The organism is Rhodococcoides corynebacterioides NBRC 14404, assembly GCF_001894765.1.
GTDB lineage: Bacteria > Actinomycetota > Actinomycetes > Mycobacteriales > Mycobacteriaceae > Rhodococcoides > Rhodococcoides corynebacterioides.
Genome location: NZ_BCWV01000003.1, coordinates 405544 through 431370 on the forward strand (window position 1 = coordinate 405544; position 25827 = coordinate 431370).

General features: G+C 70.9%; 30 protein-coding genes and 4 tRNA genes. 12 read left to right on the forward strand and 22 right to left on the reverse strand.

Features of this window, described 5'->3' with window-relative positions:
• Positions 1-4 precede the first annotated feature (4 nt).
• On the reverse strand, positions 5-574 hold the full coding sequence (rplJ, locus tag RC2_RS07115; protein ID WP_068146035.1) for a 50S ribosomal protein L10: 570 nt from the start codon (positions 572-574) through the stop codon (positions 5-7).
• A 347-nt stretch (positions 575-921) separates the two neighbouring features.
• Between rplJ and RC2_RS07120 the strand changes: the two genes are divergently transcribed.
• Genes RC2_RS07120 through RC2_RS07130 form a run of 3 tightly spaced genes read left to right on the forward strand, consistent with a single transcriptional unit; the run spans position 922 to position 4212 of the window.
• Positions 922-1119, forward strand: coding sequence for a hypothetical protein (locus RC2_RS07120; protein WP_068146033.1), 198 nt, complete (start codon positions 922-924; stop codon positions 1117-1119).
• Positions 1120-1168: 49 nt separating this feature from the next.
• On the forward strand, positions 1169-3241 hold the full coding sequence (locus RC2_RS07125) for a CocE/NonD family hydrolase (protein WP_245811012.1): 2073 nt from the start codon (positions 1169-1171) through the stop codon (positions 3239-3241).
• An 8-nt stretch (positions 3242-3249) separates the two neighbouring features.
• A complete protein-coding gene (locus tag RC2_RS07130; RefSeq protein WP_068146030.1) occupies positions 3250-4212 on the forward strand; it encodes an alpha/beta fold hydrolase in 963 nt (320 codons plus the stop codon).
• Positions 4213-4381: 169 nt separating this feature from the next.
• On the opposite strand, the gene rplA is transcribed toward RC2_RS07130, so the two are convergent.
• The 11 genes from rplA to RC2_RS07185 all read right to left on the reverse strand — a co-directional run bounded on the left by rplA (position 4382) and on the right by RC2_RS07185 (position 9154).
• Entirely contained in the window at positions 4382-5101 is a 720-nt protein-coding gene (gene rplA, locus RC2_RS07135) for a 50S ribosomal protein L1 (protein WP_068146027.1), read from the reverse strand.
• 73 nt (positions 5102-5174) lie between these two features.
• The gene (rplK, locus tag RC2_RS07140) at positions 5175-5609 is read right to left on the reverse strand and encodes a 50S ribosomal protein L11 (protein ID WP_068146024.1); all 435 of its coding nucleotides are present in this window, start codon (positions 5607-5609) and stop codon (positions 5175-5177) included.
• A 75-nt stretch (positions 5610-5684) separates the two neighbouring features.
• Complete coding sequence (gene nusG, locus RC2_RS07145; RefSeq protein ID WP_068146022.1) at positions 5685-6536, reverse strand: transcription termination/antitermination protein NusG; 852 nt, start codon at positions 6534-6536, stop codon at positions 5685-5687.
• Positions 6537-6594: 58 nt separating this feature from the next.
• Positions 6595-7047, reverse strand: a complete 453-nt coding sequence (gene secE / locus RC2_RS07150) for a preprotein translocase subunit SecE (RefSeq protein ID WP_068146020.1) — start codon at positions 7045-7047, stop codon at positions 6595-6597.
• 112 nt (positions 7048-7159) lie between these two features.
• Positions 7160-7235 (reverse strand) — tRNA-Trp (locus tag RC2_RS07155).
• 103 nt (positions 7236-7338) lie between these two features.
• A complete protein-coding gene (gene hadB, locus RC2_RS07160; protein WP_068146121.1) occupies positions 7339-7767 on the reverse strand; it encodes a (3R)-hydroxyacyl-ACP dehydratase subunit HadB in 429 nt (142 codons plus the stop codon).
• Positions 7768-7804: 37 nt separating this feature from the next.
• A complete protein-coding gene (hadA, locus tag RC2_RS07165) occupies positions 7805-8344 on the reverse strand; it encodes a (3R)-hydroxyacyl-ACP dehydratase subunit HadA (RefSeq protein ID WP_068146018.1) in 540 nt (179 codons plus the stop codon).
• 90 nt (positions 8345-8434) lie between these two features.
• Positions 8435-8602 (reverse strand): 50S ribosomal protein L33, encoded by a 168-nt coding sequence (gene rpmG, locus RC2_RS07170; protein WP_068146014.1) that lies wholly within the window; start codon positions 8600-8602, stop codon positions 8435-8437.
• Positions 8603-8698: 96 nt separating this feature from the next.
• Positions 8699-8771, reverse strand: a tRNA-Met gene (locus RC2_RS07175).
• A 35-nt stretch (positions 8772-8806) separates the two neighbouring features.
• Positions 8807-8879: transfer RNA gene (locus RC2_RS07180), tRNA-Thr, on the reverse strand.
• A 192-nt stretch (positions 8880-9071) separates the two neighbouring features.
• Positions 9072-9154 (reverse strand) — tRNA-Tyr (locus tag RC2_RS07185).
• Positions 9155-9335: 181 nt separating this feature from the next.
• Here RC2_RS07185 and RC2_RS07190 point away from each other — a divergent pair.
• The gene (locus RC2_RS07190) at positions 9336-9827 is read left to right on the forward strand and encodes a YajQ family cyclic di-GMP-binding protein (RefSeq protein WP_068146011.1); all 492 of its coding nucleotides are present in this window, start codon (positions 9336-9338) and stop codon (positions 9825-9827) included.
• Between the two features lie 28 nt (positions 9828-9855).
• On the opposite strand, the gene htpX is transcribed toward RC2_RS07190, so the two are convergent.
• Together htpX and RC2_RS07200 are read right to left on the reverse strand one after the other, a co-directional pair.
• A complete protein-coding gene (gene htpX, locus RC2_RS07195) occupies positions 9856-10722 on the reverse strand; it encodes a zinc metalloprotease HtpX (RefSeq protein ID WP_068146008.1) in 867 nt (288 codons plus the stop codon).
• A gap of 102 nt (positions 10723-10824) precedes the next feature.
• Positions 10825-11865, reverse strand: a complete 1041-nt coding sequence (locus RC2_RS07200) for a polyprenyl synthetase family protein (protein ID WP_068146005.1) — start codon at positions 11863-11865, stop codon at positions 10825-10827.
• Positions 11866-11982: 117 nt separating this feature from the next.
• Here RC2_RS07200 and RC2_RS07205 point away from each other — a divergent pair, with 117 nt between their 5' ends.
• Entirely contained in the window at positions 11983-13221 is a 1239-nt protein-coding gene (locus RC2_RS07205; protein ID WP_068146119.1) for a geranylgeranyl reductase family protein, read from the forward strand.
• Between the two features lie 12 nt (positions 13222-13233).
• Here RC2_RS07205 and RC2_RS07210 read toward each other — a convergent pair whose 3' ends face one another.
• The 3 genes from RC2_RS07210 to RC2_RS07220 form a co-directional block, all read right to left on the reverse strand.
• Complete coding sequence (locus tag RC2_RS07210) at positions 13234-13932, reverse strand: demethylmenaquinone methyltransferase (protein ID WP_281250853.1); 699 nt, start codon at positions 13930-13932, stop codon at positions 13234-13236.
• Positions 13933-14020: 88 nt separating this feature from the next.
• Positions 14021-15166 (reverse strand): glycosyltransferase family 4 protein, encoded by a 1146-nt coding sequence (locus tag RC2_RS07215; RefSeq protein ID WP_068146003.1) that lies wholly within the window; start codon positions 15164-15166, stop codon positions 14021-14023.
• Positions 15167-15264: 98 nt separating this feature from the next.
• Positions 15265-15684 (reverse strand): DUF3592 domain-containing protein, encoded by a 420-nt coding sequence (locus RC2_RS07220; RefSeq protein WP_068146115.1) that lies wholly within the window; start codon positions 15682-15684, stop codon positions 15265-15267.
• 112 nt (positions 15685-15796) lie between these two features.
• On the opposite strand from RC2_RS07220, the gene RC2_RS07225 reads away from it, so the two are divergent.
• Positions 15797-16297, forward strand: coding sequence for a DUF2505 domain-containing protein (locus RC2_RS07225; RefSeq protein ID WP_068146000.1), 501 nt, complete (start codon positions 15797-15799; stop codon positions 16295-16297).
• Here RC2_RS07225 and menD read toward each other — a convergent pair.
• Positions 16294-17904 carry a 2-succinyl-5-enolpyruvyl-6-hydroxy-3-cyclohexene-1-carboxylic-acid synthase gene (gene menD, locus RC2_RS07230; RefSeq protein ID WP_068145997.1) on the reverse strand — a complete coding sequence of 537 codons (1611 nt, stop codon included), beginning with the start codon at positions 17902-17904 and terminating at the stop codon, positions 16294-16296. The genes RC2_RS07225 and menD overlap by 4 nt on opposite strands.
• A gap of 59 nt (positions 17905-17963) precedes the next feature.
• On the opposite strand from menD, the gene RC2_RS07235 reads away from it, so the two are divergent.
• Together RC2_RS07235 and RC2_RS07240 are read left to right on the forward strand one after the other, a co-directional pair.
• Positions 17964-18560 carry a flavin reductase family protein gene (locus RC2_RS07235; RefSeq protein WP_068145995.1) on the forward strand — a complete coding sequence of 199 codons (597 nt, stop codon included), beginning with the start codon at positions 17964-17966 and terminating at the stop codon, positions 18558-18560.
• Positions 18557-19609, forward strand: a complete 1053-nt coding sequence (locus tag RC2_RS07240) for an AbrB family transcriptional regulator (protein ID WP_068146111.1) — start codon at positions 18557-18559, stop codon at positions 19607-19609. Before RC2_RS07235 ends, RC2_RS07240 begins: the two co-directional genes overlap by 4 nt.
• A gap of 6 nt (positions 19610-19615) precedes the next feature.
• On the opposite strand, the gene RC2_RS07245 is transcribed toward RC2_RS07240, so the two are convergent.
• The 3 genes from RC2_RS07245 to RC2_RS07255 are packed head-to-tail and all read right to left on the reverse strand — an operon-like array spanning position 19616 to position 21680.
• Positions 19616-20059 carry a DUF6918 family protein gene (locus RC2_RS07245; protein WP_139277306.1) on the reverse strand — a complete coding sequence of 148 codons (444 nt, stop codon included), beginning with the start codon at positions 20057-20059 and terminating at the stop codon, positions 19616-19618.
• Positions 20060-20112: 53 nt separating this feature from the next.
• Entirely contained in the window at positions 20113-21072 is a 960-nt protein-coding gene (locus tag RC2_RS07250) for an o-succinylbenzoate synthase (RefSeq protein ID WP_072681237.1), read from the reverse strand.
• Entirely contained in the window at positions 21072-21680 is a 609-nt protein-coding gene (locus tag RC2_RS07255; protein WP_068145990.1) for a PaaI family thioesterase, read from the reverse strand. The genes RC2_RS07250 and RC2_RS07255 overlap by 1 nt, the downstream gene beginning before the upstream one ends.
• A gap of 80 nt (positions 21681-21760) precedes the next feature.
• Between RC2_RS07255 and RC2_RS07260 the strand changes: the two genes are divergently transcribed.
• From RC2_RS07260 to RC2_RS07275, 4 genes are all read left to right on the forward strand, one after another.
• Entirely contained in the window at positions 21761-22669 is a 909-nt protein-coding gene (locus tag RC2_RS07260; RefSeq protein WP_068145988.1) for a 1,4-dihydroxy-2-naphthoyl-CoA synthase, read from the forward strand.
• 4 nt (positions 22670-22673) lie between these two features.
• Positions 22674-23054 carry a VOC family protein gene (locus RC2_RS07265; protein ID WP_068145985.1) on the forward strand — a complete coding sequence of 127 codons (381 nt, stop codon included), beginning with the start codon at positions 22674-22676 and terminating at the stop codon, positions 23052-23054.
• On the forward strand, positions 23044-24255 hold the full coding sequence (locus tag RC2_RS07270) for an AMP-binding protein (protein ID WP_068145982.1): 1212 nt from the start codon (positions 23044-23046) through the stop codon (positions 24253-24255). Before RC2_RS07265 ends, RC2_RS07270 begins: the two co-directional genes overlap by 11 nt.
• A 188-nt stretch (positions 24256-24443) precedes the next feature.
• The gene (locus RC2_RS07275; RefSeq protein ID WP_068145979.1) at positions 24444-25553 is read left to right on the forward strand and encodes a GAF domain-containing protein; all 1110 of its coding nucleotides are present in this window, start codon (positions 24444-24446) and stop codon (positions 25551-25553) included.
• Here RC2_RS07275 and RC2_RS07280 read toward each other — a convergent pair.
• A complete protein-coding gene (locus RC2_RS07280; protein WP_068145975.1) occupies positions 25519-25719 on the reverse strand; it encodes a hypothetical protein in 201 nt (66 codons plus the stop codon). The two genes, RC2_RS07275 and RC2_RS07280, sit on opposite strands and share 35 nt — an antisense overlap.
• Positions 25720-25827 lie beyond the last annotated feature (108 nt).

The following is a 25827-nucleotide window of genomic DNA, read 5'->3' on the forward strand; positions in this document are numbered from 1 at the left end:
TCAGCTACTCGGCGGCTGCGGCTTCCGGCTCCGCGGCAGTGGCTGCCGGGGCGCCTTCCTCTGCGGCCCTCTTCTCCTGCAGCGCAGCCGCGAGACGCGCGACCTGCGAGGCGGGAGCGTTGAACAGTCCGGCAGCCTTCGACAGGTTGCCCTTCATCGCGCCGGCCAGCTTGGCCAGCAGAACCTCACGCGACTCGAGGTCCGCGATGCGGTTGACCTCGTCCACGGACAGCGCACGGCCGTCCATGTAGCCGCCCTTGATCACGAGCGCCTTGTTGTCCTTGGCGAACTGCTTGATCGCCTTGGCGGCGTCGACGGGCTCGCCCTCGATGAACGCGATCGCCGTCGGTCCGACGAACAGATCGTCGAGACCTTCGATGCCCGCATCCGCAGCGGCCCGCTTGACCAGGGTGTTCTTGGCGACGGAGTACGTGGCCCCGGCACCGAGCGCCCGACGCAGTTCGGTCAGACGAGTGACCGACAGACCACGGTATTCCGTGACCACGGCCGCCGTCGCGCCCTTGAACTGCTCGGAGATCTCCGACACCGCGGTGACCTTCTCTGCTTTCGCCATACTTCGCCTCCTCTCTTTCGCTCTCGTGTCGATCCCTCGGCGAGAGGCGAAGCCGGCCCGGAGACGAGAAACGCCCCGGACGCAGAAGCGTTCGGGGCGCACGACGGTGAGCGAACGACCTCTCTGAGGAGATCGACACGCTGCTCGGGCCTCGATCCTCCTGCGTGGGCCGCCGACTCGCGAGGGGTCGGACCTTCGATCACGCCCGGTGCGGGCGCGACGACCAACGGTCTTGGGTGGAACGGGTGAAGCATGTGGCTGCTTGCGCAGACCGGTCGAGTGTAGGCGGTGGCGCGCCGAGAAAGCAAAACGGTTACCGAGCCCCCGGTTCGGGAACAGAACCCACCATGGCCAACTATCGCGTACTCGACCCGACCGGTTCCGTCGTCGCCACCAAGGAGATCGCCGACTCGACCGACGCCCACAGCTGGTTCAAGGAGAGCAAGTCCGACGACGCCGAGCTCGGCTGGCGCCTCGAGGTCGAGCACGACGGCGAGTGGGCCTTCTTCAGCGACAGCGAGGGCACGCCCGAGGGCGGCAAGTAGACCGGCCCACCCCGATCGACACCACCGACGACCGCGCCGTTCGTGGCACATGCCCACGAACGGCGTCGTCGTGCTGTCCGCGGCGACGACGTTCGCGCGTTGCGACGACGTGCGCACCGCCCTCGAGGTTGACTCGTCCATCATGACCGCCGCCGAACGCACGACCGCCGCCGCGCACCCGCTGGTGCGTCCCGGCGCGCTCGGCCGTCCCCGGCGGGACCCGACCGGCGGCGAGGACGGTCGCGCCTGGGCCGACCTGGTCGAGTCCACCCCCGAGTTCCCCGACGTGCACATCCGCCGCGCCGTGCCGATCCCGGTGAGCGACGGAACCGTGCTCCGTGCCGTGGTGATCTCCCCCGCGGGCGACGACGGCCGTCGCGCGTCGTACCGCTTCCCCGTCGTCCTCAACGTCACGCCGTACAACTCGCTCCTGCTCGATCTGATCGACCGGCTGCTCGAGGCCCCCGTGTTGGGTCGGACCCTTCGGTCGGTCTCCGCGTCGATCGACTTCTCCGGCACCCCGCTCGAGGGCGTCACCGAGATCACGCGGGTGATCGCCGGCGGGGCCGCCGACCTCCTGACGATCAACCGCCATCTGGTGCGCAGCGGATACGTGCAGGTCATCGTCGACGCCCGTGGAACCGGCCAGTCCGCCGGCGTATGGGACACCCTGGGGCCGCGCGAGCAGCTCGACACCCTCGACGTGCTGCGCTGGGTTCGCGAGCAGGACTGGTGCGACGGGCACGTGGGCATGGCCGGCATCTCCTACTCCGCCATCAACTCCCTGCAGGCGGCGGGTGCGCAGGACGGACCCGACGCGGTGTTCGCGGTGGAGGGCTCCGAGGACATCGTCCGGGAGATCTTCGCGACGGGCGGGGCACCGTCGGTGTTCATCCCCCTCTGGCTGGCCACGGTGAACGCCCTCAAGTGGGCCCCCACCCCGCACCTCGGCACCGGGATTCCCCGCTGGCTGGTCGATCGACTGCGCAGCCCCGCCACGAACGTCGGGAACCTCGTGCGCGGCTTTCTCACCGGGTCGGACCCGCGGATCTACGACGACCCCAGCTTCGACACCATCGACCCCACCATCGAATCGATCGACGTCCCGACGTTCCTCTACGGCTGTTGGCACGACATCTTCGGTGGGGCGGCGCCGGACATGTACAACCGACTCACCCTCGAGCGCGGTCGCAAGCAGCTCCTCGTCGGGGACGGGTATCACGGCAATCCCGGCATCGGCTTCGGCGAGCCCGGCTTCCCGCCGCGTCTCGACGTGCTCGAACGCGCCTGGTTCGACCGGTGGCTGCGCGGCATCGACAACGGCATCGACCGCTACGGTCCCGTCACCCTCCGGCAGCAGGGTGGCGGGTGGGAGGCCCACGGCCGCTTCCCCGCGCCCAAGGCCGTCCCGCGTCGGCTGTATCTGACCGCCGACGCGTCGGGCACCGCCGGACACGCCCGCACCGACGGGTCGCTGACCTCCGAGCCCCCGTTCCGCTCCGCGTCGCTGCGGGTGGCACCCGGATGGCGGGCCACGATCTCCCGCGACACGACGCAGGTGCTCGCCGGCGTGCCCGCGGTGTTCGGCGGCGGCTTCACCTACGACAACCGGTTCGCCGAGCGCGACGCGCTCACGTTCACCACCCCGCCCTGCGGGGCCTCGGTGGTGCTGTCCGGGCCGGCGAACCTGCACGTCACCACGGTCGCGTTCGCGCGCGAGGCGTTCTGGGCGGTGATGGTGTGCGACGTCGACCCCGACGGGCGGTCGACGGTGCTCACCAACGGTGCGCTCCTCGCGACCCGGCGGGCGATCGACGACGACAAGAGCGTGCGGACCGACGACGGCGACTACCTCGTCGCACACCACCCGCTGACGCGCGAGTCGCTGCTGCCCGTGGTTCCCGGCGAGGTCACCGTGCTCGACATCGAACTACTCTCGACCGAGGCGGTCCTGCACCCCGGTCACCGCCTCCGGATCGATCTGTTCGCCGCCGACGCGCCGCGGTACGTCCCGATCCTGCCGGACCGCCTGCGGACCCGCTGGCGCGCCCAGGACGTCGTCGTCGATCCGGCGAACCCCAGTTTCGTCACGCTGCCGGTGCTCGGTGAGCCCGGCTGGTAGGAGGACACATGCACGAGGCACGCACGGGACAGCCCGACCGAGACGCACGGGAGGCCGACTCCGACCTCGAGATCCGGCGGGGCACCGCGCCCGTCGGTCGGGGCGTCGAGATCGCCTACGAGGACATGGGTGATGTGGACGCGCCGCCGGTCCTGCTCGTGATGGGCCTCGGGTGTCAGCTGCTGACGTGGTCGATGCCGTTCTGCCGCCGTCTGCTCGACGCCGGCCACCGCGTCATCCGGTTCGACAACCGCGACATCGGCCTGTCGACGAAGATGACCGGCGCGCGGGTGACCGGCAACGTGCTGCTGCGCCTCGTGCGCCACGAATTGGGACAGCCGAGCTCGGTGCCGTACACGATCGTCGACATGGCCGACGACACGATCGGGCTCATGGATCACCTGGGGCTCGACCGCGCGCACATCGTCGGCGCCTCGATGGGCGGCATGATCACGCAGGTCGCCGCCGGTGCGCATCCCGAGCGGTTCGAGAGCGTCACCATCATCTTCTCCAGCACCAACCAGCCGTTCCTGCGTCCGCCGGACCTGCGCGCGCTCGCGCCGCTGCTGAAGCCGCCGCCGAAGAACGCCACCCGCGAGCAGATCGTCGAGCACCAGGCGACGACGTTCCAGACGATCGGCGGCAAGCAGTACGCCACCACGTGGGAGGAGCGGATCGCCGACGCCACCGCCGCCTACGACCGCAGCTACCACCCCGCCGGCATCGTCCGGCAGTTCGCGGCCATCACCGGCACCGGCAGCCTGCTGCGGTACACCCGCCGCATCACCGCCCCGACCGCCGTGATCCACGGCACCGCCGACCCGCTGGTCCCGCCGATGTGCGGCAAGGCCGTGGCCAAGGCGATCCCCGGCGCCCGGCTCACCCTGCTCGACGGCATGGGCCACGACATCCCCAACGAGCTGCTCGACGAGGTCATCGGCGCCATCACCGACGTGATCGCGCGCGCCTGACGGCCCCGGCACCTGCCTCGGTGCACACGGGTCGCGCCGAACGCCGGGATCCCGCCGAGTCGTCGGACTTCTGCGCACTGGCGCAGGTACGGGCCGACTCCCGCGCACCCCGAACACGACGAAGGCCGGCACCCACACGGGGTGCCGGCCTTCGTCGTGTCCACGCTGATCAGGCGGTCGCGTCGTCCTCGAGGAGGTTGCGGGTCCGGTTCGGATCCACCGGGATGCCCGGTCCGGTGGTGGTCGAGACCGTGACCTTCTTGACGTACCGGCCCTTGGCCGACGACGGCTTCGCACGCAGGATCTCGTCGAGCGCCGCGCCGTAGTTCTCCACCAGCTTGGCATCGTCGAACGAGGCCTTGCCGATGACGAAGTGCAGGTTGGCCTGCTTGTCGACGCGGAAGTTGATCTTGCCGCCCTTGATGTCGTTGACGGCCTTGGTCACGTCGGTGGTGACGGTGCCCGTCTTCGGGTTCGGCATCAGGCCACGCGGTCCGAGAACGCGGGCGATGCGGCCGACCTTGGCCATCTGATCGGGGGTGGCGATCGCGGCGTCGAACTCGAGCCATCCGCCCTGGATGCGCTCGATCAGGTCCTCGGCTCCGACCTCGTCGGCTCCGGCTGCGGCGGCCTCGTCGGCCTTCGCGCCGGCCGCGAACACGATGACGCGGGCGGTCTTACCGGTGCCGTGGGGCAGGTTGACCGTGCCGCGAACCATCTGGTCCGCCTTGCGGGGGTCGACACCGAGGCGCACGGCGACCTCGACGGTGGCGTCGAACTTGCTCGACGCGGTGTCCTTGGCCAGCTTCGCCGCCGCGAGGGGCGAGTAGAGCTGGTCGGAATCGATCTTCGCTGCGGCGGCCTCGTAGGCCTTGCTGCGCTTTGCCATGGTGAATCCGTTCGTTCGTTCGGAGTGTGGTGACGAGCCTGGCCGGCTCTCCCACGGGACGTGCTGGGGGTGACTAGCCCTGGACCGTGATGCCCATCGAGCGAGCAGTGCCGGCGATGATCTTCGCGGCCTGATCGATGTCGTTGGCGTTGAGGTCTTCCTGCTTGGTCTTGGCGATCTCGCGCACCTGATCCATGGTCACCGTGGCGACCTTGGTCTTGTGCGGCTCGCCCGAACCCTTGGCGACGCCGGCTGCCTTGAGCAGCAGCTTGGCGGCAGGCGGGGTCTTCAGCTTGAAGTCGAAGGTCCGGTCCTCGTAGACCGAGATCTCCACCGGCACGACGTTGCCACGCTGCGACTCGGTCGCCGCGTTGTACGCCTTGCAGAACTCCATGATGTTGACGCCGTGCTGACCGAGGGCGGGGCCCACGGGCGGCGCCGGGTTGGCCTGGCCGGCCTGGATCTGGAGCTTGATGATCCCGGCCAGCTTCTTCTTCTTGGGGGGCATCTGTAATTCCTAGTTGTTGCGTGGTTCTCGGATGTCTTGCGGTACTGCCTGCAAGTAATGGGGGGGTGGGGCGAGCTAGATCTTCGCGACCTGCGTGAAGCCGAGCTCCACGGGCGTCTCGCGACCGAAGATCGACACCAGCACCTTGAGCTTCTGCTGCTCGGCGTTGACCTCGCTGATCGAGGCGGGCAGCGTCGCGAACGGGCCGTCCATGACGGTGACCGACTCGCCGACCTCGAAGTCGACCTCGATGATCGGCTTGGCCGAGGTCTCGCCCGCGGTGTCGCCACCGGCGGCCGGCGCTGCGGAGGCCTTCTTCTTGTCCTCCTGCGGCATGAGGAACTTGACGACCTCGTTGATCGTCAGCGGCGACGGGCGCGAGGTCGCGCCGACGAAGCCGGTGACACCGGGCGTGTTGCGCACGGCGCCCCACGACTCGTCGTTGAGCTCCATGCGCACCAGGATGTAGCCCGGCAGCACCTTGCGGTTGACCTGCTTGCGCTGGCCGTTCTTGATCTCGGTGACCTCTTCGGTGGGGACTTCCACCTGGAAGATGTAGTCGCCGACGTCGAGGTTCTGGACGCGGGTCTCGAGGTTGGCCTTCACCTTGTTCTCGTAGCCCGCGTAGGAGTGGATGACGTACCAGTCGCCGGGGGCACGGCGCAGCGCCGCCTTGAACTCGGCGACCGGGTCGACGGGCTCGGTGTCGATGTCCGCGGCGGGGGCCTCGTCATCGGCGGTCTCGTCACCGGCGGTCTCGCCGGCGGCGTTCTCGTCCTCGCCGGTGGCAGCGGCCACGTCGGCCGCGATGGCCTCGTCGGTCGCGCGGTCCTGCGCGGCCTGCTCCGCTTCGAGGCCCTGCTCGGTGGCCTCGACCTGAGCGTCGTAGGCGGCCACGTCGGTGGCGTCGTTGTGGGGCGTGCTCACGAAAGGCACTCGCTTCCTGTATTCGTTCTGTCGTGTCGGGGTGCGGCGGTGATCGGCGTCAGCCGAACAGCCACTGGACCCCTCGGATGAACGCCAGGTCCAGCCCACTGATGTAGGCCACCATGAACGTCACGAACACCAACACCACGGCGGTGTAGGTGACCATCTGCTTGCGGTTCGGCCAGATGACCTTGCGCAGCTCGGCGACGACCTCGCGGAGGAACCTCCGCAGTCGCGCGAAGATGTTCTGCTTCGGCGCCGCCTCCGCACGCTGACGGCCGGGAACCTGCGACGCGGTGGCGACGGACTTGCCCGCGGTCGTCTTCCCCGAACCGGCCGTCCCGTCGGCGGAGTCGGAATCCCGAGTGCGACGCGCGGCACGCTTGCCGGTGGGCCGCGCCGATGCCGAGGATGCCGAGGATCCCGCGGTGCCGGCGTCCGCGTCGCCGCCGGGCAGGTCGGTCGACCCGTCGGTGGCGGCGTCGTCGCGCGGCTCGCGCTGATCGCTCACGTGGTTCCTCTCGGTCGCGTCTGGGTCCGCGGCGCCCGCACGGGCGACGACGGTGGCCGACCCGCCGAATCGAGAACCCGAGTCGACTACCTCGGAGAAGACCGGCCGGTCGTGGCAGGGGCGACAGGACTTGAACCTGCAACCTACGGTTTTGGAGACCGTTGCTCTACCAATTGAGCTACGCCCCTTCGATCGCCCGTGGCGATCGCAGCCGGAGACGGACAGCGCACAGCGCCGCACGACCCCGAAGCACGAGTGTACTGCACCGTGGAACGGGGAACGAAATCGTCCCTAGCCGAGACGGACGGTGGCCGTGGCCCGCCCGAAGATCTTCTTGCCCTCGAACTTCGCCGTGATGGCGACGACGGCCGTGCGGGTCTCCTCGTCCATGGACTTGATCCGTCCGGTGAAGTCGACCTTGGCCGGTTCGGTCTCCTTGACGAGGACCGGCGAGGTGAAGCGCACGTTGTACTCGGTGATGGCACCCGGGTCACCGGACCAGTCGGTGACGAATCCCGCGCCGAGGCCCATGGTCAGCATGCCGTGTGCGACCACCTCGGGCAGGCCGGCGAGCGACCGCGCCACCGGGTCGGACCAGTGGATCGGGTTCGGGTCGCCGGACACCCCGGAGTAGTTGACCAGGTCGCCGCGCGTCAGCTCGTACGTCCGCTCCGGGAGGTCGTCGCCGACCGCCACGTCCTCGAACGCGCGGAGGCCGATCCGCGGCGCCACGGCGTCGATCGATCCGGTCGAATCGCTACTCACTGCGCATCACACCCTTCGCCATGGCCAGCGCCTCGGTGTCGGCACCGCCGCCGGTCTTCGCGACCAGCGTCGTGACGGTCGTCATGACGTCCCGATCGTCGGCGTCGGTCACGATGTTCTTGGTCACGATGATGTCGCTGCCGCCCATCTGACGGAACGACTCCAGGTACACGTCGACGGTCAGCCGGTCCCCGGCCACGATCGGACGGTGGAACTCGAGCCGCTGATCGGCCTGCATGATCTGGGAGAGGTCGTACCCGGTGATGACCTCGTCGAACATGGCCTTCTGCGCGATGATGCCGATCACGGAGATGAACGTGGCGGGCGCGACGAGATGGTCGTATCCCAGCTGCGCCGCGGCGTCCTCGGAGAGGTGCGCGGGGTGCAGGTTCTGCACGGCGCGGGAGTACTCGCGCACCTTCTCGCGACCGATCTCGTAGTGATCGGGCATGCGGTAGTGGTGCCCCACCATCGACGCGGTGTGGGCCGCCGGATCGACGACGGCAGTCGAGGCTGCGGTGGTGTCGGTCATGTCGAAGTTCCCCCCGGATGGACTGGTGGCTCCACGCACGACAGCGCTGCCCCTACCCCGGAAGGCAAGGACAGCGCCGGCAGACGAAGATCAGCGAGATTCGCGGTGCGACTGGTGGGTTCCGCAGTTGGGGCAGAACTTCTTGATCTCGAGGCGATCGGGATCGTTGCGCCGGTTCTTCTTGGTGATGTAGTTCCGGTGCTTGCACACCTCGCACGCCAAGGTGATCTTGGGCCGAACGTCGGTGGAGGAGGCCACGTCGATGCCTGCTTTCGGGTAGAGCGCGATACGGGCGCTGCGTCGGTCACGGATCGGACCTCGCTGCGCAGCGGCCGCGAAGTCCTTCGAGTCGAGTAGCGATGGCCGGACTTGAACCGGCGACACAACGATTATGAGTCGTTTGCTCTACCGACTGAGCTACACCGCCTCGGTGCCGGACGCCGGCCGGCGCACGGTCCCGCGAGCCCCCTAACGGAATCGAACCGTTGACCTTTTCCTTACCATGGAAACGCTCTACCGACTGAGCTAAGGGGGCAGGTCCGGCGCACGCTCACGCATGCGTCGAAGCCTCGACAGACAGTACACAAGGCCGGATCGACTCGCCAAATCGGCAGGTCGGGGCCGGTCCGGGCCGGTCCAGGCCGTGATCGAGCACCGATCGGGTGCTCGACCCGGCACACAGACGACTCGACCCCGACGAGCGATGCTCGCCGGGGTCGGGCCGGGGTGGCAGATGTAGGATTCGAACCTACGTAGGCATAAGCCGACGGATTTACAGTCCGCTCCCATTGGCCGCTCGGGCAATCTGCCGGGTGCGATCCGAGCACGGTGACCCGCTCTCGGTGCGACGACGAGACTACAACGACGGCACCCCCGAATGCCAAACCGCCTGCCCACCCGGCCGTCGGATACGGTCGAGCACGGTCGCGACCACACCACCGGGCACCGGTCGCGATCACACCGATCAGCGCGCGGAAGAGGGAGAGCACTCATGGCCGATTCGTCGTTCGACGTCGTCAGCAAGGTCGATCGCCAGGAAGTCGACAACGCGTTGAACCAGGCGGGCAAGGAGCTGTCCACGCGCTACGACTTCCGCGGGACCGGCGCCTCCATCGACTGGTCCGGCGAGGAGACGATCGTGCTCACCGCCGAAGCGGAGGAGCGCGTCAAGGCTGCGCTCGAGGTGTTCAAGGAGAAGCTGATCCGCCGCGACATCTCGCTCAAGGCGTTCGACGCCGGGGAGCCCGTGCAGTCCGGCAAGACCTACAAGATCACCGGCACCCTCGTGCAGGGCATCTCCACCGAGAACGCCAAGAAGATCTCCAAGAAGATCCGCGACGAGGGACCCAAGGGCGTCAAGGCGCAGGTACAGGGCGAGGAACTGCGGGTGTCGAGCAAGAAGCGCGACGATCTGCAGGCCGTCATCTCCCTGCTCAAGGGCGAGGACTTCGGCATCGCCCTGCAGTTCGTCAACTACCGGTAACGCCCGATGGCTACCGATACCCACCGACTCACCGGTACGGCCCCGCCATCCTCTCGAGCCGCGCGATCCGCTCCTCCATCGGCGGGTGCGTCGAGAAGAGCTTCCCCGCCCGGTCCCCCACGCGGAACGGGTTGGCGATCATCAGGTGCGACTGAGCGGTGAGCTTCGGCTCCGGCGGGAGCGGCGCCTGCTGCGTGCCGTACTGCAGCTTGCGTAGGGCCGACGCCAGCGCCAGCGGGTCGCCGGTGAGTTCCGCGCCCGACTGATCGGCCTGGAACTCCCGCGACCGGGAGACGGCGAGCTTGACCAGCGACGCGGCGATCGGGCCGAGCATCGACACCAGCAGCAGCGCCAGCGGGTTCGCACCCTGCCCGTTGCCGCGTCCGCCGAAGACGTTCGCGAAGAACGCGAAGTTGGCCAGACCGGACACGACGGCCGCCATGGCCCCCGCGACGGAGGAGATGAGGATGTCGCGGTTGTAGACGTGGCTCAGCTCGTGCCCGAGCACGGCCCGCAGTTCGCGCTGGTCGAGCAGGCCGAGGATGCCGCTGGTGACGCAGACCGCCGCGTTGCGCGGGTTCCGACCCGTCGCGAAGGCGTTGGGTGCATTGGTGGGGCTGATGTAGAGCCGTGGCATCGGCTGGTGAGCGGCCGTGGCCAGTTCACGGACCATCGCGTGAATCTGCGGGTATTCGACCTCGGTGATCGGCTGGGCGTGCATCGAGCGCAGCGCCAGCTTGTCGCTGTTGAAGTAGGCGTAGCCGTTCATGCCGACGGCGAGGAGCACCGCGACGATCAGCACGGTCGAGTTCTGGAACAGCGACCCGATGAACACGATGAGCGCCGACATCCCGACCATCAGGCCGAACGTCTTCATACCGTTCGCGAACTTCATCTCGAGCCGACCACCTTTCGCCGATGTCACGACGACAACGAGCGAAAGGACTCGCCGGGTTCCCGAACGGCCCGCCCGGTGCGCACCACCCGGTGCGCGCGGTCACCCGGTCCGGGCGACGGTGTATTCGACGAGATGACGCAACGCGTCGTTGGCCGGCCCGGCGGGCAGCGCGTCGAGCTCGGCATAGGCACGACGGGTGTACTCGGCGAGGGTCTCGCGGGCACGGGTCATGCCGGTCGACGACGACAGCAGGTCGAGCGCCTCGGTGACCTCGGCGTCGTCGGTGACCGGGCCGCGCAGCAGATGGCGCAGCCGGTCGCCCGCCGGCCCCTCCTCGCGCAGCGCGTACAGCACCGGCAGGGTGTGGACGCCCTCGCGCAGGTCGGTGCCGGGCGTCTTGCCCGATTCCGCCGACGCGGAGGAGATGTCGATGATGTCGTCGGCGATCTGGAACGCGGTGCCCACGGCGTCGCCGAGGCGTTCGAGCCGCTCGACGTGCTCGGAGTCTCCGCCGGAGAACGTACCGCCGAAGCGACCGCTGGTCGCGATGAGCGAGCCGGTCTTCTCCCACACCGTCCGCAGGTAGTGCTCGACGGGATCCTGGTCCTCCCGGCGTCCGATGGTCTCCCGCATCTGCCCGGTGACCAGCGCGGCGAACGTCTCCGCGATCACGCGCACGGCCTGCGGGCCGAGAGTGGACACCAGGCGCGAGGCGTGGGCGAAGAGATAGTCGCCCGCGAGGATCGCGACGCTGTTGCCCCAACGCGCGTTGGCGCTGTCGACGCCGCGGCGCATCCCGGCCTCGTCCATGACGTCGTCGTGATAGAGCGTCGCGAGATGAACCATCTCGAGGACCGTGGCAGCGGTCACGATGTCCGGACTCGACGGGTCGGGACCGAGCTGCCCGGTCAGCACCGTGAAGAGCGGGCGGAAACGCTTCCCACCGGCCTTCGCGAGATGCAGGGCGGCCTCGGTGAGGAAATCCTCGCCGTCGGACAGTTCTTCGACCAGCAGGTTCTCCACCGCAGTCATCGCCTCGCGCACCGTCGTCGCGAAGCCGGCGTCCCCCAGATCGACGCCCGCGACCACGGTGGTCTCCGCCGTACTCGCACCCGTGTCGGTCACCGTGCCCGCACCCATTCCCGTCGCCGAAGTCCTGTCCCGACCGCCGCCGACGCGGCGCCGTCCACCCCCAACCTAGCGGGTCTGGAAGATGGAACCATGACCGAGCAACCCGCCGAGCCTGTGACGTCCGCGATGACGACCCCCGACGAGCTGTCCGCGGACGTTCTGGTGGTGGGTGCGGGACCGGCCGGCAGCGCCGCCGCCGCGTGGGCCGCGCGGGCGGGACGCGACGTCGTGCTGGCCGATGCGGCGCGCTTCCCGCGGGACAAGACCTGCGGCGACGGCCTCACCCCGCGCGCCGTGGCCGAGCTCGACCGGCTCGGTCTCGGGGACTGGGTGCGCGGCCGGGCGCGCAACGTCGGACTGCGACTCACGGGGTTCGGACAGGAACACGAACTGCGGTGGCCGGGCGGGTCCCTCCCGGATGTCGGCAGCGCGGTGCCCCGCACCGAACTCGACGACCGCATTCGCCGGGTGGCGACGGACGACGGCGCCCGGATGGTCGAGGGCGCCAAGGCGGTCGGGGTCGAGCGCTCGGGCGATCGGGTGGCGGCGGTGACGTTCCGCACCGACGACGGAGACCTGCGGATCGCGTGCCGCACCCTCGTCGTCGCCGACGGCGTGCGCTCGCCGCTGGGCAAGCTGCTCGGTCGGCAGTGGCATCGCGACACGGCGTTCGGGGTGGCCGCGCGCGCGTACGTGGCCAGCGATCGGAGCGACGACGAGTGGATCACCTCGCACCTCGAACTGCGCGACGCCGACGGCGTGCTGCAGGCGGGGTACGGCTGGGTGTTCCCGTTGGGAACGGGCGAGATCAACCTGGGTGTCGGCACGTTGGCGACGGACCGTCGACCGGCCGGTGGCGCGTTGCGTCCCCTGCTGAATCTGTATGCCGCGCAACGGGAATCGGAGTGGGGACTGTCCGGCGGTCCGCAGCGGGTGCAGTCGGCGCTGCTCCCGATGGGCGGCGCGGTCTCCACCGTCGCGGGCCCCAACTGGGCTCTGATCGGCGACGCCGCCGCCTGTGTGAATCCGCTCAACGGCGAAGGCATCGACTACGGACTCGAGGGCGGGCGGCTCGTCGCCGACCTGCTCGACGAGCCGGACCTCACCGACGTGTGGCCCACCGTGCTGCGGGAGCACTACGGGCGCAGCTTCTCCGTCGCCCGGCGACTCGCCGGACTGCTGACGCTGCCCCGTTTCCTGCCCGCGACGGGCCCGATCGGGATGCGCTCGTCGGCGATCATGACCGTCGCCGTCCGGGTGATGGGAAATCTGATCACCGAGGAGGACCACGACGTGGTGGCCCGCGCGTGGCGCGCGGCGGGATCGGCGTCCCGACGACTCGACACCCGGGCGCCGTTCAGCTGACCGGCTCGCCGGTCAGGAATTCACCGCCCGGTGCAGCGTCACGATGCCGCCGGTCAGGTTCCGCCACGTGACGTCCGACCATCCGGCTTTCTCGAGCCGCCGAGCGAGCTCGGCCTGGTCCGGCCAGGCTCGGATCGACTCCGCGAGGTAGACGTACGCATCGGGGTTGCTGCTCACCGCGCGGGCGACCGCCGGGAGTGCCTTCATGAGGTACTCCATGTACAGCGTCCGGAACGCCGGGAACACGGGCGTGGAGAACTCGCACACGACCAGCCGACCACCCGGGCGGACGACGCGGCGGATCTCGCGCAACCCCGCCTCGTGGTCGGCGACGTTGCGCAGCCCGAACGAGATGGTGGCGGCGTCGAAGGCGTCGTCGGCGAACGGCAGGGCCATGGCGTCGCCGGCCACCATGGGCAGCTTCCGCGACAGTCCGGCGGTCAACATGCCCTTCGAGAAGTCGGCCGCCACGCACCACGCACCGGAGCGCCCCAGCTCGGCCGTCGAGACGCCCGTCCCGGCCGCCAGGTCCAGCACGGTCTCCCCCGGCCGCAGGTCCAGGGCCGCGCGGGTGGCGCGGCGCCACCCCCGGTCCTGCCCGAAGGACAGGACGGTGTTGGTGATGTCGTACCGCTTCGCGACCCCGTCGAACATGGACGCGACGTCCTGCGGTTTCTTGTCCAGTTGGGCTCTGGAGCCGTGTGCAGCCACGGCGTCGACACTACCGATGCTGTTGCCTGTGCGGCCCGCGCGTGGCGCGCGCTGTGCCTATGCGGCCCGCGCGCGGCGCGTGCTGTGCCTATGCGGCCCGCGCGCGGCGCGTGCCGGCGCCGCCGATGACGTCCTCGTAGTGCTCGAACAACCGCGTGCACAACGCCGGCCAGGTGCGGTGCAGCACCGAGGTCCGCGCGGACGCCGCGAAGCGAGCACGGGTGGTCGGATCGGCGAGCGCGCGGGCGGCGCTGGGCAGCAGCTCCGCGTAGCGGTCGACGGGAAGCAGGTAGCCGTTGCGGCAGTGGCTCACCAGGTCGCGCGGCCCGCCGGCATCGGGACCGATGACGGGCACCCCGCTGGCGAGCGCCTCCTGCACGGTCTGGCAGAACGTCTCGTGCTCACCGGGGTGGGCGAAGACGTCGAACGACGCGTAGGCGGCGGCGAGATCCCGGCCGCCGAGTTGGCCGAGGAAGACGGCCGTCGGCATGAGCGCCTCGAGCCGCGCCCGCTCGGGACCGTCGCCGACGACGACGACCGTGACGTCGTCCCGCGCGGCCAGTCCGGCGAGCCGCTCGACGTGCTTCTCCGGGGCGAGACGACCGACGAAGCCGACGATCTGCGACCCGTCACCGCCGGTCCAGGCGCGGCGCAGGTCGTCGCGACGGGCCGAGGGGGCGAACCGCAGGGTGTCGACCCCGCGACCCCACCGGTGCACGCGCGGGATGCCGTGCGCTGCGAGGGCGTCCATCGCCGACGTCGACGGGGCGAGCGTGCGGTCGCTCGCCTTGTGAATGCGTCGTGTCCACGCCCAGCAGGCCCGTGAGGTCAGACCCAGCCCGTAGCTCTCGGCGAAGCCGGCCACGTCGGTCTGATAGACGGCGACCGTGGGGATCTCCAGCCGCCGGGCCGCGGCGACGCCGCCCGCACCGAGGGAGAACGGCGACGCGAGATGGACGACGTCGGGAGCGAAGGTCCGCAGGGTGGTGAGCAGCGCCGGGGTCGGCACGCCCACGGGCAGCGAACTGACCTTGGGGACCATGACCGACGGCACGCGGACGACGGGCACGCCGTCGTGCTCCGTGGCCGCCGGAGCGACTCCGGCGGGGGTGTCCGGGGCGACGACGAGCGCGTCGTGGCCGGCGGCGTCGGCATGCTCGAGGACGCGCAGGATCGAGTTGGTGACACCGTTGACGTGGGGCAGGAACGATTCGGCGATCACGGCAATGCGCACGATCCCGACGGTCCCGCGCCGGGACGACGGGTCGGCAGAGCGACCGTGACGTACCGGCGAACGGAAGGCGAATCCTGCCCGGAATTAGGGCGTCCTCCTCAGACCTGCCGAGCGCGCCGCCGGAGGACCAGGATCAGCGGCCCCGCGATCGCCCAGGTGACCACGACGACCGACAGCGCCGGGATCACCGCCACGGACGCGTCCCGGCCCGCCACTCGCACCAGGTCCGGTTCGGACCGCGCGTACTCGACGTCGATGCGCTGCCCGGCCACCAGGTTCGTCGGGTAGAGCACGCCGAGACGGGGATTGTGCATCTCGCCGTCCGGGGTGACGAAGCTGACCGCGGACCGCAGCCGACCGGCCGAGAGCACCTCGGCCGTCGCGACCCCCTCGTCGGAGGAGATGGTGTGGTCGTTGCGCCACGCGGCGAGCACCAGCAGAACGGCCAGCACCGAGATCGCGGTGGCGAGGACCGTCAGGACGGTGACGGCGAGGGGGCGTCGTCGTCGGGCACCCACCGGCCCCGTCGCACCCACCGTCTCGCTCGTCACGGGCGTCAGCGTAGTGGCACGTCACCACCCCGGCGCACGGACAGGTCGGGCGGTGCGACGCCGGGTACCCTTCCGACGCATGGGGCGGAAATTCGAGTTCACCGAAGACTTCGACGTGACACTGGAGCAGGCGCACGCCGCGCTGACCGACGACGACCTGTGGGAGAAGCGGCGGCAGGACGCCGGAGATCGCGCCGAGGTGTCCGTCACCCGGCGTGACGACGGCGGCATCGAGGTGACCATGAGCGAGAACGTCGGCGCGCAGGTGCTCCCCGGTGTGGTGCAGAAGGTCGTGCGTGGCGGTCTGACGATCACCCGCAAGGACACGTGGGGTCCGCTCGAGAACGGCCGCGCGGGCGGCACGCTGGAAGGCGGCTCCACGGGCCTGCCGTCGAAGGTCCGGGGCGTGTTCGTCCTGGCCCCGCACGGCGCGGGCACCCGCCTCACGCTGAACGGCACCGCCGAGGTCAAGGTGCCGCTGGTGGGCGGCAAGATCGAGGGCCTGATCGTGGACATGATCGGCAAACTGGTGCACACCGAGTCGAAGCAGGCGCGGGAGTACCTGGCGCAGAAGAGCTAGCCGATCGCGCTCCGGATGTGGGCGTGCAGGTCACGGAGCCCGGAGCGATCGGTGGTCACCTCGAACACCCGCATGCCGTCGGCGTGCCCGGTGAGAGCCTTGGCCAGCTCGTCGGTGTCCACCCGGCGGTGCGGGATGCGATAAGCCGCGCAGAGAGCCGCGAGGTCCATCCCGTGCGGGGTGCCGAACACGCGCTCGAACACCCCCGCGTACTGCGGGTCGCCCTGTTCGAGCAGTTCGAAGATGCCGCCGCCGTCGTCGTTGGCGACGACGATCGTCAGGTCGCGCGGGCGCGGCTCACCGGGCCCGATGAGCAGGCCCGACGCGTCGTGCAGGAACGTGAGGTCGCCCATCAGCGCGATGGTGCGGCCGTCGTGGGCCAGCGCGGCGCCGACCGCGGTGGAGACGGTGCCGTCGATGCCGGCGACGCCGCGGTTGGAGATCACCCGCACGTCGTCGGCGGGGTAGCCGACGAGCGCCATGTCGCGGACCGGGTTCGAGGCGCCGAGCAGCACCAGGTCACCCGGGCGTCGGGCCGACGACACGGCTGCCGCGACGTGCAGGCCGGTCACCGAGTCGGCGCGGTCGAGGGTGGTCCGGACGGCCTCGTCGGCCGCCGCGGAGGCGTCGGCGCAGCGGCGGAGCCACGCCTGCGACGGCGCGCCGGTGACGACGGCGCGGGTGCCGGTGGCGACGACGTTGCCGGACACGTCGGGCCAGCGCGGTCCGGTGGTGAGGGCGACGACGTCGACGTCGGGATTCGCGAGCAACGCGGACACGGGGCGGTGCAGCGTGGGGCGGCCGGTGATGACCGCCTGGCGCGGCGCGAGAGCCGGCAAGGCGAGGGGGTTCACGGCCGGGCCGTGCAGCGGAGCCGTCGGCTCGGCCACGGTCGGCAGGTGCGCCAGCTCGGGGCGGTACGCGGCGCCGTGGCCGGAGATCACCACGGTGTCGGGCGTGAGGTCGAGGTCGACCGGAACGTCGAGGCTGGCGTACTGCGTGGTGGTCCAGGCGGCGCCGTCGGGGCGACCCGCCGGGGCCGGGGTGGTGTCGGAGAGATCGGGCACCAGAGGTTCGCGCAGCGGGATGTCGAAGTGCACGGGACCGGCGTTGCCGGAGCGGGTGCCGCGCGCGGCCGCGAGCACGCGACACACGGCGGAGCGCCACTGACTGTTGCGGTCCCCCTCCTCGGCCAGGCCGAGGCTGATGGTCGCCCGCACCTGGACGTCGAACAGCCCGAGCTGTTCGATGGTCTGGTTGGCGCCGGTGCCGAGCATCTCGTAGGGCCGGTTGGCGCTGAGGACCACGAGTGGCACGCGAGCGTAGTTCGCCTCGAGCACCGCGGGCCCGAGGTTGGCGACGGCGGTGCCCGACGTCATCACCACCGGCACCGGGTGACCGGCCGAGATCGCGAGCCCGATGGCCAGGAAGCCGGCCGTGCGCTCGTCGATCCGCAGGTGGAGTCGGACCCGACCGGCACGATCGGCCGCTTCGAGCGCGAACGCCAGCGGGGCGTTGCGGGACCCGGGGCACAGGACGACGTCACGGACGCCGCCACGGATCAACTCGTCGACGACGACGGTGGCCTGGGCAGTGGACGGGTTCACCGATCCAGGGTGACACACGGCAGCAGGCACACCGCCGGGAGAATGGCACCATCGTTAACGTGCGCCGAACCTTCACCCCGCAGACCGTGGACGAGACCACCTACTACAAGCTGCTGACCTCGACCGTCGTCCCCCGCCCGATCGCCTGGGTGTCGACGATCTCGGCGGACGGTGTGCCGAACCTCGCTCCGTACAGCTTCTTCACCGTGGCCAGCTCCGTTCCGCCGGTGGTGCAGTTCACCTCCATCGGCCGCAAGGACAGCCTCCGCAACATCGAGGCGACGGGCGAATTCGTGATCAACCTCGCGACGGAGGCGTTGTTCGAGGAGGTCAACGCGACGTCGGCGAACTACGAGTCCTCGATCAGCGAGTTCTCCGCCGTGGGGCTCGCGGAGGAACCGAGCGAGACGGTGCGTCCACCGCGCGTCGCGCAGTCGCCGGTGTCCATCGAGGCGACGCTGAACCGGGTGGTCGAGGTGGGCAACGCCTTCGTCGTCATGGGCGACGTCACCATGATCACGGTGCAGGCCGAGCACCTCGCCGACGACGACCTGCCCGCGTTCGACTCCCTCGCTCCGCTGAGTCGTCTGGGCCGTAACGAGTGGGGACTGCCGCCGGCGGTGCGGACCATCGATCGGCCGACGACGCCGCGATGAGGTTCTCCCCGGCGCTCGCCGGGAGGTGGGTCGCCCTCACGCTCGTCACGGTCGTGCTGACGGTTCTCGCCGAGCGGGTGGGCGTCCCCTCGGCGGCGCTGTTCGTCGGACTCGCCGTCGCGACGGTGTTCGCCCTGGCGCGGGTCGGCCCCACCAAGGTCCCGAGCCGGGCGAGCCAGGCCGCGCAGGCGGTGCTGGGCGTGGAGATCGGCACGCTGCTCGACCGGGACACCCTGGCCTCGCTCGGGTCGGACTGGGTTCCCGTGGTGCTGGTCTCGCTCGGCACCCTGCTGCTGTCCATCGGCGCCGGCGCCGCGCTCGGCCTGCACCGCGACCTGTCGGCGACGACGGGGGCGCTGGCTCTCGTGGCGGGCGGGGCGTCCGGCATGGTGGCCATCGCGCGCGACCTGGGCGGCGACGAGCGGGTGGTCGCGGTGGTGCAGTACCTGCGGGTGCTGCTGGTGACGGCGTCCCTGCCGTTCGTCGCCACGGTGGTGTTCCACGCCGACACCGGTCGCAGCGGCGGGCCCGAGACGTCGGGAGCGCCGCTGTGGGTGGACGCCGTCTTCATCCTCGGGTGCCTGGGCGTCGGCGTGCCCCTGGCGCGGCTGATCCGCCTGCCCGCGCCGGCACTGCTCGGTCCCCTGATCGTGGCCACCGTGGCCGATCTGGTCGGGTGGACCGGCGGTGCGGAGGTACCGACCCTGCTGCTCGCGGCCGTGTACATCGTGATCGGCTGGCAGGCGGGTCTGCGCTTCACCGTCGAGTCGTTCCGCTCGATCGGCCGCATCCTCCCGTGGGCCACGCTGTTGATCGTCGCCATCGCCGTCGGATGCGCGTTGCTCGGCCTCGTCCTGGTGGAGACGACGTCCGTCACCCCGTACGAGGCCTATCTCGCCACCACCCCGGGCGGCATCTACGCCGTGCTGGCGCTCGCCGCGGCCAGCGACGTGAACGTGACGTTCGTCGTCGCCGCGCAGGTGCTGAGGGTGTTCCTGATGCTGCTCATCGTGCCGCTGTTCACGCGGCGGCGACAGCGCGGCGAGTGAGGCTGCTCAGGCGTACTTCTGGACCAGCTCGCCCACGCGCGGGAGCGCCTCGGTGACGTGCTTCTTCGCCGACGGCCGCAGGGACGAGTAGACCTTCTCGATCGCCTTCCTGCTGGTGCCCGCGACGCGCTCGTCGGTGACCGACAGCAGCGCGTCGGACACGGCGTCACCGCGGCCGACGAGGTGGTCGCCGAATCGCCCGGACGATCCGGCGGCGGTGTACTCCTGCCAGAACGGGTCCAGCTTCGCGACGAAGCTCGGCCACAGCTTCGCGACGGCGTCGTCGATGATCCCGGGGCCGACCTTCTTCACGGCGCCGTACCCGCCCTTGACGGCGAGGCCGGACGCGCCCTTCTTGCCGGACACCTCCGCGTCGATCAGCGCCGCGACGTCGGCACGGACGGCGGGGGCGACGGACTCGTCGAGCAGGGTGGTCTGGAGGGAAGCCACGAGGGAACCTTTCGGGTCGATCGGGAACGGCGGTTCTGGGGACGGCGGCGACCCTACAACAGCCGGAGGCACCGTTCGGCGCGGGCGATCCACCAGCGTCGGCGGTCCTCGGGCGCGGCCAGTGCGGTGAGCGCAGCGGAGTCGGGAACGATTGTGTCGGCGCACAATCGGCCGTCGACCAGCTCCCGCGGCGGGGCCAGGTCGGCGGTGAACAGCGCGCCGGTGGCCAACCCGCACGCGGCGGTGGACTGCAGCGCAGCGGCGGCGGCGAGACCGGCGCTCATCCCCACGGCGGTGTCGAGCGCACTCGAGACGACCACCGGTACGCCGTACTCGGCCAGTCGGTCCGCGAGCGCCACGACTGCCCGCATCCCGCCCAGCGGCGGCACCTTGACCACGGCGACGTCGGCGGCGCCCGCCCGCACGACGCGCAGCGGGTCGTCGGCCCGGCGGATCGACTCGTCGGCGGCGACGGCGACGCCCGGCACCCGACGTCGCACCTCGGCCAGGTCCTCGACGCTCGCGCAGGGTTGTTCGGCGTACTCGAGGTCGCCCGTCTCGGTGAGGGCGTGCAGCGCCCGCTCGGCCTCGTCGACGGTCCAGCCACCGTTGGCGTCCACCCGCACGGTGGGGACGAGGGCGCGGACCGCCTCGACGCGTGCGACGTCGTCGGCGAGGCTCTGCCCCCGCTCGGCGACCTTCACCTTGGCGGTGCGGGCACCGGGAAAGCGGGCGAGGACGTCGGGGACGTCGGCCGCCGGTACGGCGGGCACGGTGGCGTTGACGTCGACCCACTCCCGGACGCGGTCGGGCGGACCGAGGGTGGCCGCCTCGAGACCGGCGGCGAGCCACAGGGCGGCCTCGGCGTCGTCGTACTCGGGGAAGGCGGCGAACTCGCCCCACCCGGCCGGGCCCTCGAACACCATCGCCTCCCGCACGGTGATGCCCCGGAATCGGGTGCGCATCGGCAGGGCGACGACGTGCGCGGACGCGAGGAGGTCGGCCGGGCGCATCAGGGCTGGCCGGGCAGCAGCGACACCATGAGGGAGTGGCACTCGGCGAGGACCGTCCCGTCGAGGTCGGTCAGCACCGCCTCGATGAACGCCTTGCGTCCCTCGACCTTGGTGACGTGCCCGCTCACCCGCAACTGCCGGTCGAGCGGCGTGACCGCGCGGTAGTCGATGTGCAGGAAGGCCGTGCGGCTGCGGGGGCGGCCGTAGGCGTGCTGGATCAGCCCGAAGAGATCGTCGAACAGCAGCGGCAGGGTGCCGCCGTGCGCGGCCGCGTTGCCCCCGAGGTGGTAGCGACGGAACACACCCGTGGACTGCACACCGTCGGGGCCGTATTTCTCGATGGTCCAGGGCAGGAGCAGCAGACTCCCCCGGCCCGGCAGCTCGAGCGACCGGCCGGCCGGGGAGGCGCCCTCCGGCACCACGTACGGCGCCATCGCGGCGGCGAGCTTCTCCGCCTGGTCCGCGGCGGCCGCCAGCTGCTCCTCGGGGAGGTCGGTCGAGACGGCGAGGTCCTGGATGGTGCGCAACGCCTCGAGCAGGCGCCCGAAGTCGGCGGGCGGATGCGCGGGCGTGAACCTCGGGAAGCCGCCGTGCGGCGTGTCGCTCATCGCCCGACGGTAACGCTGCACTCACCGGCCCGAGTCGTAGGGTGGGGACCGGCGCGGGCGCCGGGTCGTAGGGTTGGGGCGTGACCGAGACGCGCTCCCCGTTCCAGCCCGATCAGTGGACCGTCGTGCCCGGGTTCGAGGACCTGACCGACATCACCTACCACCGCCACGTGACCGACGGCACCGTGCGCATCGCGTTCGATCGCCCCGAGGTGCGCAACGCGTTCCGGCCCGGCACGGTGGACGAGCTGTACCGCACGCTCGATCACGCCCGCATGACCTCCGACGTCGGTGCGGTCCTGCTCACCGGCAACGGACCCAGCCCCAAGGACGGCGGGTGGGCCTTCTGCTCCGGTGGAGACCAGCGCATCCGCGGCCGCTCGGGGTACCAGTACGCGAGCGGTGAGACCGCGGAGACGGTGGACAAGGCGCGCGCCGGTCGCCTGCACATCCTCGAGGTGCAGCGGTTGATCCGCACCATGCCGAAGGTGGTCCTCTGCCTGGTCAACGGGTGGGCGGCCGGCGGCGGCCACAGCCTGCACGTGGTGTGCGACCTGACGCTCGCCAGCCGCGAGCACGCTCGCTTCAAGCAGACCGATGCGGACGTGGGCAGTTTCGACGGCGGGTACGGCAGCGCCTACCTGGCGAAGATGGTGGGACAGAAGTTCGCTCGCGAGATCTTCTTCCTCGGTGACACCTACAGCGCCGAGGACATGCACCGGATGGGCGCGGTGAACAAGGTCGTCGACCACGCCGAGCTGGAGACGGTGGCGATCGAGTGGGCCCGCACCATCAACGGCAAATCGCCTCAGGCGCAACGCATGCTGAAGTACGCGTTCAACCTGCAGGACGACGGACTGGTCGGCCAGCAACTGTTCGCCGGCGAGGCGACCCGTCTGGCCTACATGACCGACGAGGCCGTGGAGGGCCGGGACTCGTTCCTCGAGAAGCGCGACCCCGACTGGTCGCCCTACCCCTGGTACTTCTGACGCGATGGACGTCCTGGCGAGCCGCACGATCCTGCGCCCACGCGATCCCGACGTCACGACGGCGTTCTATCGAGATCGTCTGGGCCTCGGCATCTTTCGCGAGTATCCGGGCGGAACGGTGTTCTTCGCCGGGCAGGCGCTGATCGAGGTCGCGGGCCACGGCGAGCCGGACGCCGGGTCGAGCGCCACCATCCTGCTCCAGGTGCGGGACGTCCACGCCGCACGCGCCGAGCTCGTCGAGGCCGGTGTGGCGGTCGTGCGCGAACCCCGGACCGAGACCTGGGGACTGATCGAGATGTGGATCGCGGACCCGGACGGCACCCGCATCGTGTTGGTCGAGGTCCCGCCGAACCACCCGCAGCGCAAGGACTCCCGTGGCGAGTGACCTCGAGGTCCTGCGGATTCCCGCCGGCCCCGAGGCCGCCGCACTGCTCCCCCACCTGGCCCGCGTGCTCGACGGCCAGGCGCCCCCGGCGCTGCCCGTGCCCGCCGACGACCCGCGTGAGATCGAGCGCCTCACCGGCACCCTGGCGCCCGGCACCCCGATCGAGCACGACGCGGTCCTGGTCCTCGCCACCTCCGGATCCACCGGGGTGCCCAAGGGCGCGCTCCTCACCGCCGCCGCGCTGCGGGCGAGCGCCGCGGCGACGCACTCCCGACTCGGCGGCGTCGGGACCTGGCTGCTGGCCCTTCCCGCCCACCACGTCGCGGGCATGCAGGTGCTGCTCCGATCGGTGGCCGCCGGGACCGAGCCGGTGGTGCTCGACGTCCGCGACGGGTTCGATCCCACCGCCCTGCCCGCCGCGGTCGCGGCGATGAGCGGTCCGCGCCGGTACACCTCGCTGGTGCCCACCCAGCTGGTCAAGGCGTTGGCGGACCCAGACGCCACCGCCGCCCTGGCCTCCCTCGACGCAGTCCTCCTCGGCGGCGCCGCCACCCCCGCCCCGCTGCTGGCGCGGGCGACGGCGGCCGCGATCCCCGTCGTGCGCACGTACGGGATGTCCGAGACCTGCGGCGGCTGCGTCTACGACGGCGTCCCCCTCGACGGGGTGCGACTGCGCCTCGGTGATGAGGGTCGGCTGCGCCTCGGCGACGACGGTCGGCTGCGCCTCGGTGACGACGGCCGCGTGTCGCTCGGCGGACCGACACTGGCAGCGGGGTACCGCGGCATGCCCGACCATCCCGCGTTCGCCGAGCCCGGTTGGTTCCGGACCGACGACGTCGGGCGCATCGGCGAGGACGGGCGTCTCCGCATCCTCGGCCGGGTCGACGACGCCATCTCCACGGCCGGGCTGACCGTCGTTCCGCGGGTGGTGGAGGACGTCGTGACGGCGGTGCCCGGGGTGGCGGAATGCGTCGTGGTGGGTGTGCCGGACGAGCGGCTGGGCGCGCGCGTGGCAGCCCTGGTGGTCCTCGACGCCGGGGCGACGGTGACCGACGACGCCATCCGCGAGCACGTGGCGAGCGAGCTGGGCCGCGAGGCCGTGCCGCGCGTCGTCGTGCGGACGGCTGCGCTGCCGGTGCGGGGCCCCGGAAAGGTCGATCGTGCTGCGGCGTTGCGACGGGTGATCGACGAGGCGCGGTGACGGCGGCGGTCGACCGATGGTGTCGTCCGAACGGATGACAGCAGGTGGGAGCGACCCGCCACGGACGACTGCGATGTCGGTGCCGATGGGTACAGTGCGGTTTCACCCGTGTAACGGGGCGCCATTTCACCCGTGCCACGGGGCGCGATCCACCCGGGCCACGGAGCACGTTCTCGGAGGCGGTCGACATGACAGCAGCGCACGACTCGCGCGATCCCGCCGAGCATTCGACGCCGGCCACCGGGTGGATGGTGGTGGAGACCCTCGCTCGGACCGGGGACACCCGCGATGCCGCCGTCGTGGTCCGGGACGGACTGCCGAAGGACTGGACGTCCCTGCAGCGGGCTCTGCGGCCGAAGCGCGTCGCCGACGCGGCCCGCATTCTCGTGGGACGGGTCGTCGCCGACGGTCGAGAACGCACCGAGACCGTCCCCGTGCGCGACGGAGGCGTGGACCTGCGCCTGATCCCGGTGTGCGGGCCCAGCGGAGCGGTCCACGGGGTGCTGGTGCACGTCGGTCCCGCGGGCAGTGCGCCGTCGACACCGCCGCCACGGGCCGCCGCCTACGAATGGTCGGCGGTCGACCGGGTCTTCCGTTTCACGCCCGTGATGAGCATGTTCCTCCGAGAGGCCGACCGCGGGCGCCTCACCGGCACGGCCCCGGGTCTGTTCGAGGCGATCGACGACGCCGAGTCCGGGATGTATCTGTTGACCGCGCTGATCGACGCGCGGGACGGCGATCGCTGGGACGGGACCGTCGCCGCGCGGACGGAATCGGGACCGCTGCCGCTGCGCAACATCGTGCGGACCGCGCGCGTCGAGGTCGACGGCGAGATCGACGTCGTCTCCCGCGGCCTGGCCGTGGAACTACGGCCGGACCAGCTCTCGAGCCAGGGGCCGTCCGTCGAGGCGTTGGCTCTGCGCTCGCTGACCCGGTCGAACCCGACGTCCATCGCGCTGGTGGACGTGACGGCGGTCCGGGTGGTGCGGTGGCTGACCGAGCCCGTCGAGGGCGTGCAGTGGAAGGGCGAGGCGGATCGCCGGGACACCCCGCACCCCGACGACGTGCTGCGGCTGGTCGAGCAGTACCGCGTGATGGACAGCTGGGTCGACAACAGCACACTGATTCCGGACGTCCGCCTGCGACGCCGCGGCGGGGGCTGGGTGGTGGTCGATCTCCGGGCGACGCGCGTCCCCGGTCAGCGCTTCATCCTGGTGGAGTTCCAACCGACCGGCCTCTCCGACGAACCGGACCCGGTCCCGGTCACCGACCGCGGCTATCCCCGGCCCTTGCACTGAGTGCGGCGAAGCAGCGCTCGAGGTCCTCGGTGACGGCCCAGACCGACGGCAGATCACCGTCGAGCAGCAGCGCGCGCTGACGGACGGTGAGGGCGCGGATGGCCCCGTCGATCTCGGCCGGCGGCATGGTGGCGACCACATCGGCGACAGACGGCAGATTGCGCATGGTGAATCCTGATCGTGACGGCGAGAACGCGTGTCGGCGAACCGGACACCGGTCCCGCAGGGGATGACGCCACGTTCACGGCCGACGGACACAGGCCGTGAGTAACTC

Excerpts from the sequence above, each read along its gene's own strand:
- RC2_RS07240 (WP_068146111.1), top strand. The coding sequence starts at position 18,557 with ATGAGGTTCTCCCCGGCGCTCGCCGGGAGGTGGGTCGCCCTCACGCTC.
- RC2_RS07120 (WP_068146033.1), top strand. The coding sequence starts at position 922 with ATGGCCAACTATCGCGTACTCGACCCGACCGGTTCCGTCGTCGCCACC.
- RC2_RS07280 (WP_068145975.1), bottom strand. The coding sequence starts at position 25,719 with ATGCGCAATCTGCCGTCTGTCGCCGATGTGGTCGCCACCATGCCGCCG.
- RC2_RS07130 (WP_068146030.1), top strand. The coding sequence starts at position 3,250 with ATGCACGAGGCACGCACGGGACAGCCCGACCGAGACGCACGGGAGGCC.
- RC2_RS07265 (WP_068145985.1), top strand. The coding sequence starts at position 22,674 with ATGGACGTCCTGGCGAGCCGCACGATCCTGCGCCCACGCGATCCCGAC.
- RC2_RS07250 (WP_072681237.1), bottom strand. The coding sequence starts at position 21,072 with ATGCGCCCGGCCGACCTCCTCGCGTCCGCGCACGTCGTCGCCCTGCCG.
- RC2_RS07205 (WP_068146119.1), top strand. The coding sequence starts at position 11,983 with ATGACGACCCCCGACGAGCTGTCCGCGGACGTTCTGGTGGTGGGTGCG.
- RC2_RS07275 (WP_068145979.1), top strand. The coding sequence starts at position 24,444 with ATGACAGCAGCGCACGACTCGCGCGATCCCGCCGAGCATTCGACGCCG.
- htpX (WP_068146008.1), bottom strand. The coding sequence starts at position 10,722 with ATGAAGTTCGCGAACGGTATGAAGACGTTCGGCCTGATGGTCGGGATG.
- RC2_RS07200 (WP_068146005.1), bottom strand. The coding sequence starts at position 11,865 with ATGGGTGCGGGCACGGTGACCGACACGGGTGCGAGTACGGCGGAGACC.
- hadA (WP_068146018.1), bottom strand. The coding sequence starts at position 8,344 with ATGACCGACACCACCGCAGCCTCGACTGCCGTCGTCGATCCGGCGGCC.
- RC2_RS07225 (WP_068146000.1), top strand. The coding sequence starts at position 15,797 with ATGGGGCGGAAATTCGAGTTCACCGAAGACTTCGACGTGACACTGGAG.
- RC2_RS07125 (WP_245811012.1), top strand. The coding sequence starts at position 1,169 with ATGCCCACGAACGGCGTCGTCGTGCTGTCCGCGGCGACGACGTTCGCG.
- rplJ (WP_068146035.1), bottom strand. The coding sequence starts at position 574 with ATGGCGAAAGCAGAGAAGGTCACCGCGGTGTCGGAGATCTCCGAGCAG.
- rplA (WP_068146027.1), bottom strand. The coding sequence starts at position 5,101 with ATGGCAAAGCGCAGCAAGGCCTACGAGGCCGCCGCAGCGAAGATCGAT.
- rplK (WP_068146024.1), bottom strand. The coding sequence starts at position 5,609 with ATGCCCCCCAAGAAGAAGAAGCTGGCCGGGATCATCAAGCTCCAGATC.
- RC2_RS07255 (WP_068145990.1), bottom strand. The coding sequence starts at position 21,680 with ATGAGCGACACGCCGCACGGCGGCTTCCCGAGGTTCACGCCCGCGCAT.
- RC2_RS07190 (WP_068146011.1), top strand. The coding sequence starts at position 9,336 with ATGGCCGATTCGTCGTTCGACGTCGTCAGCAAGGTCGATCGCCAGGAA.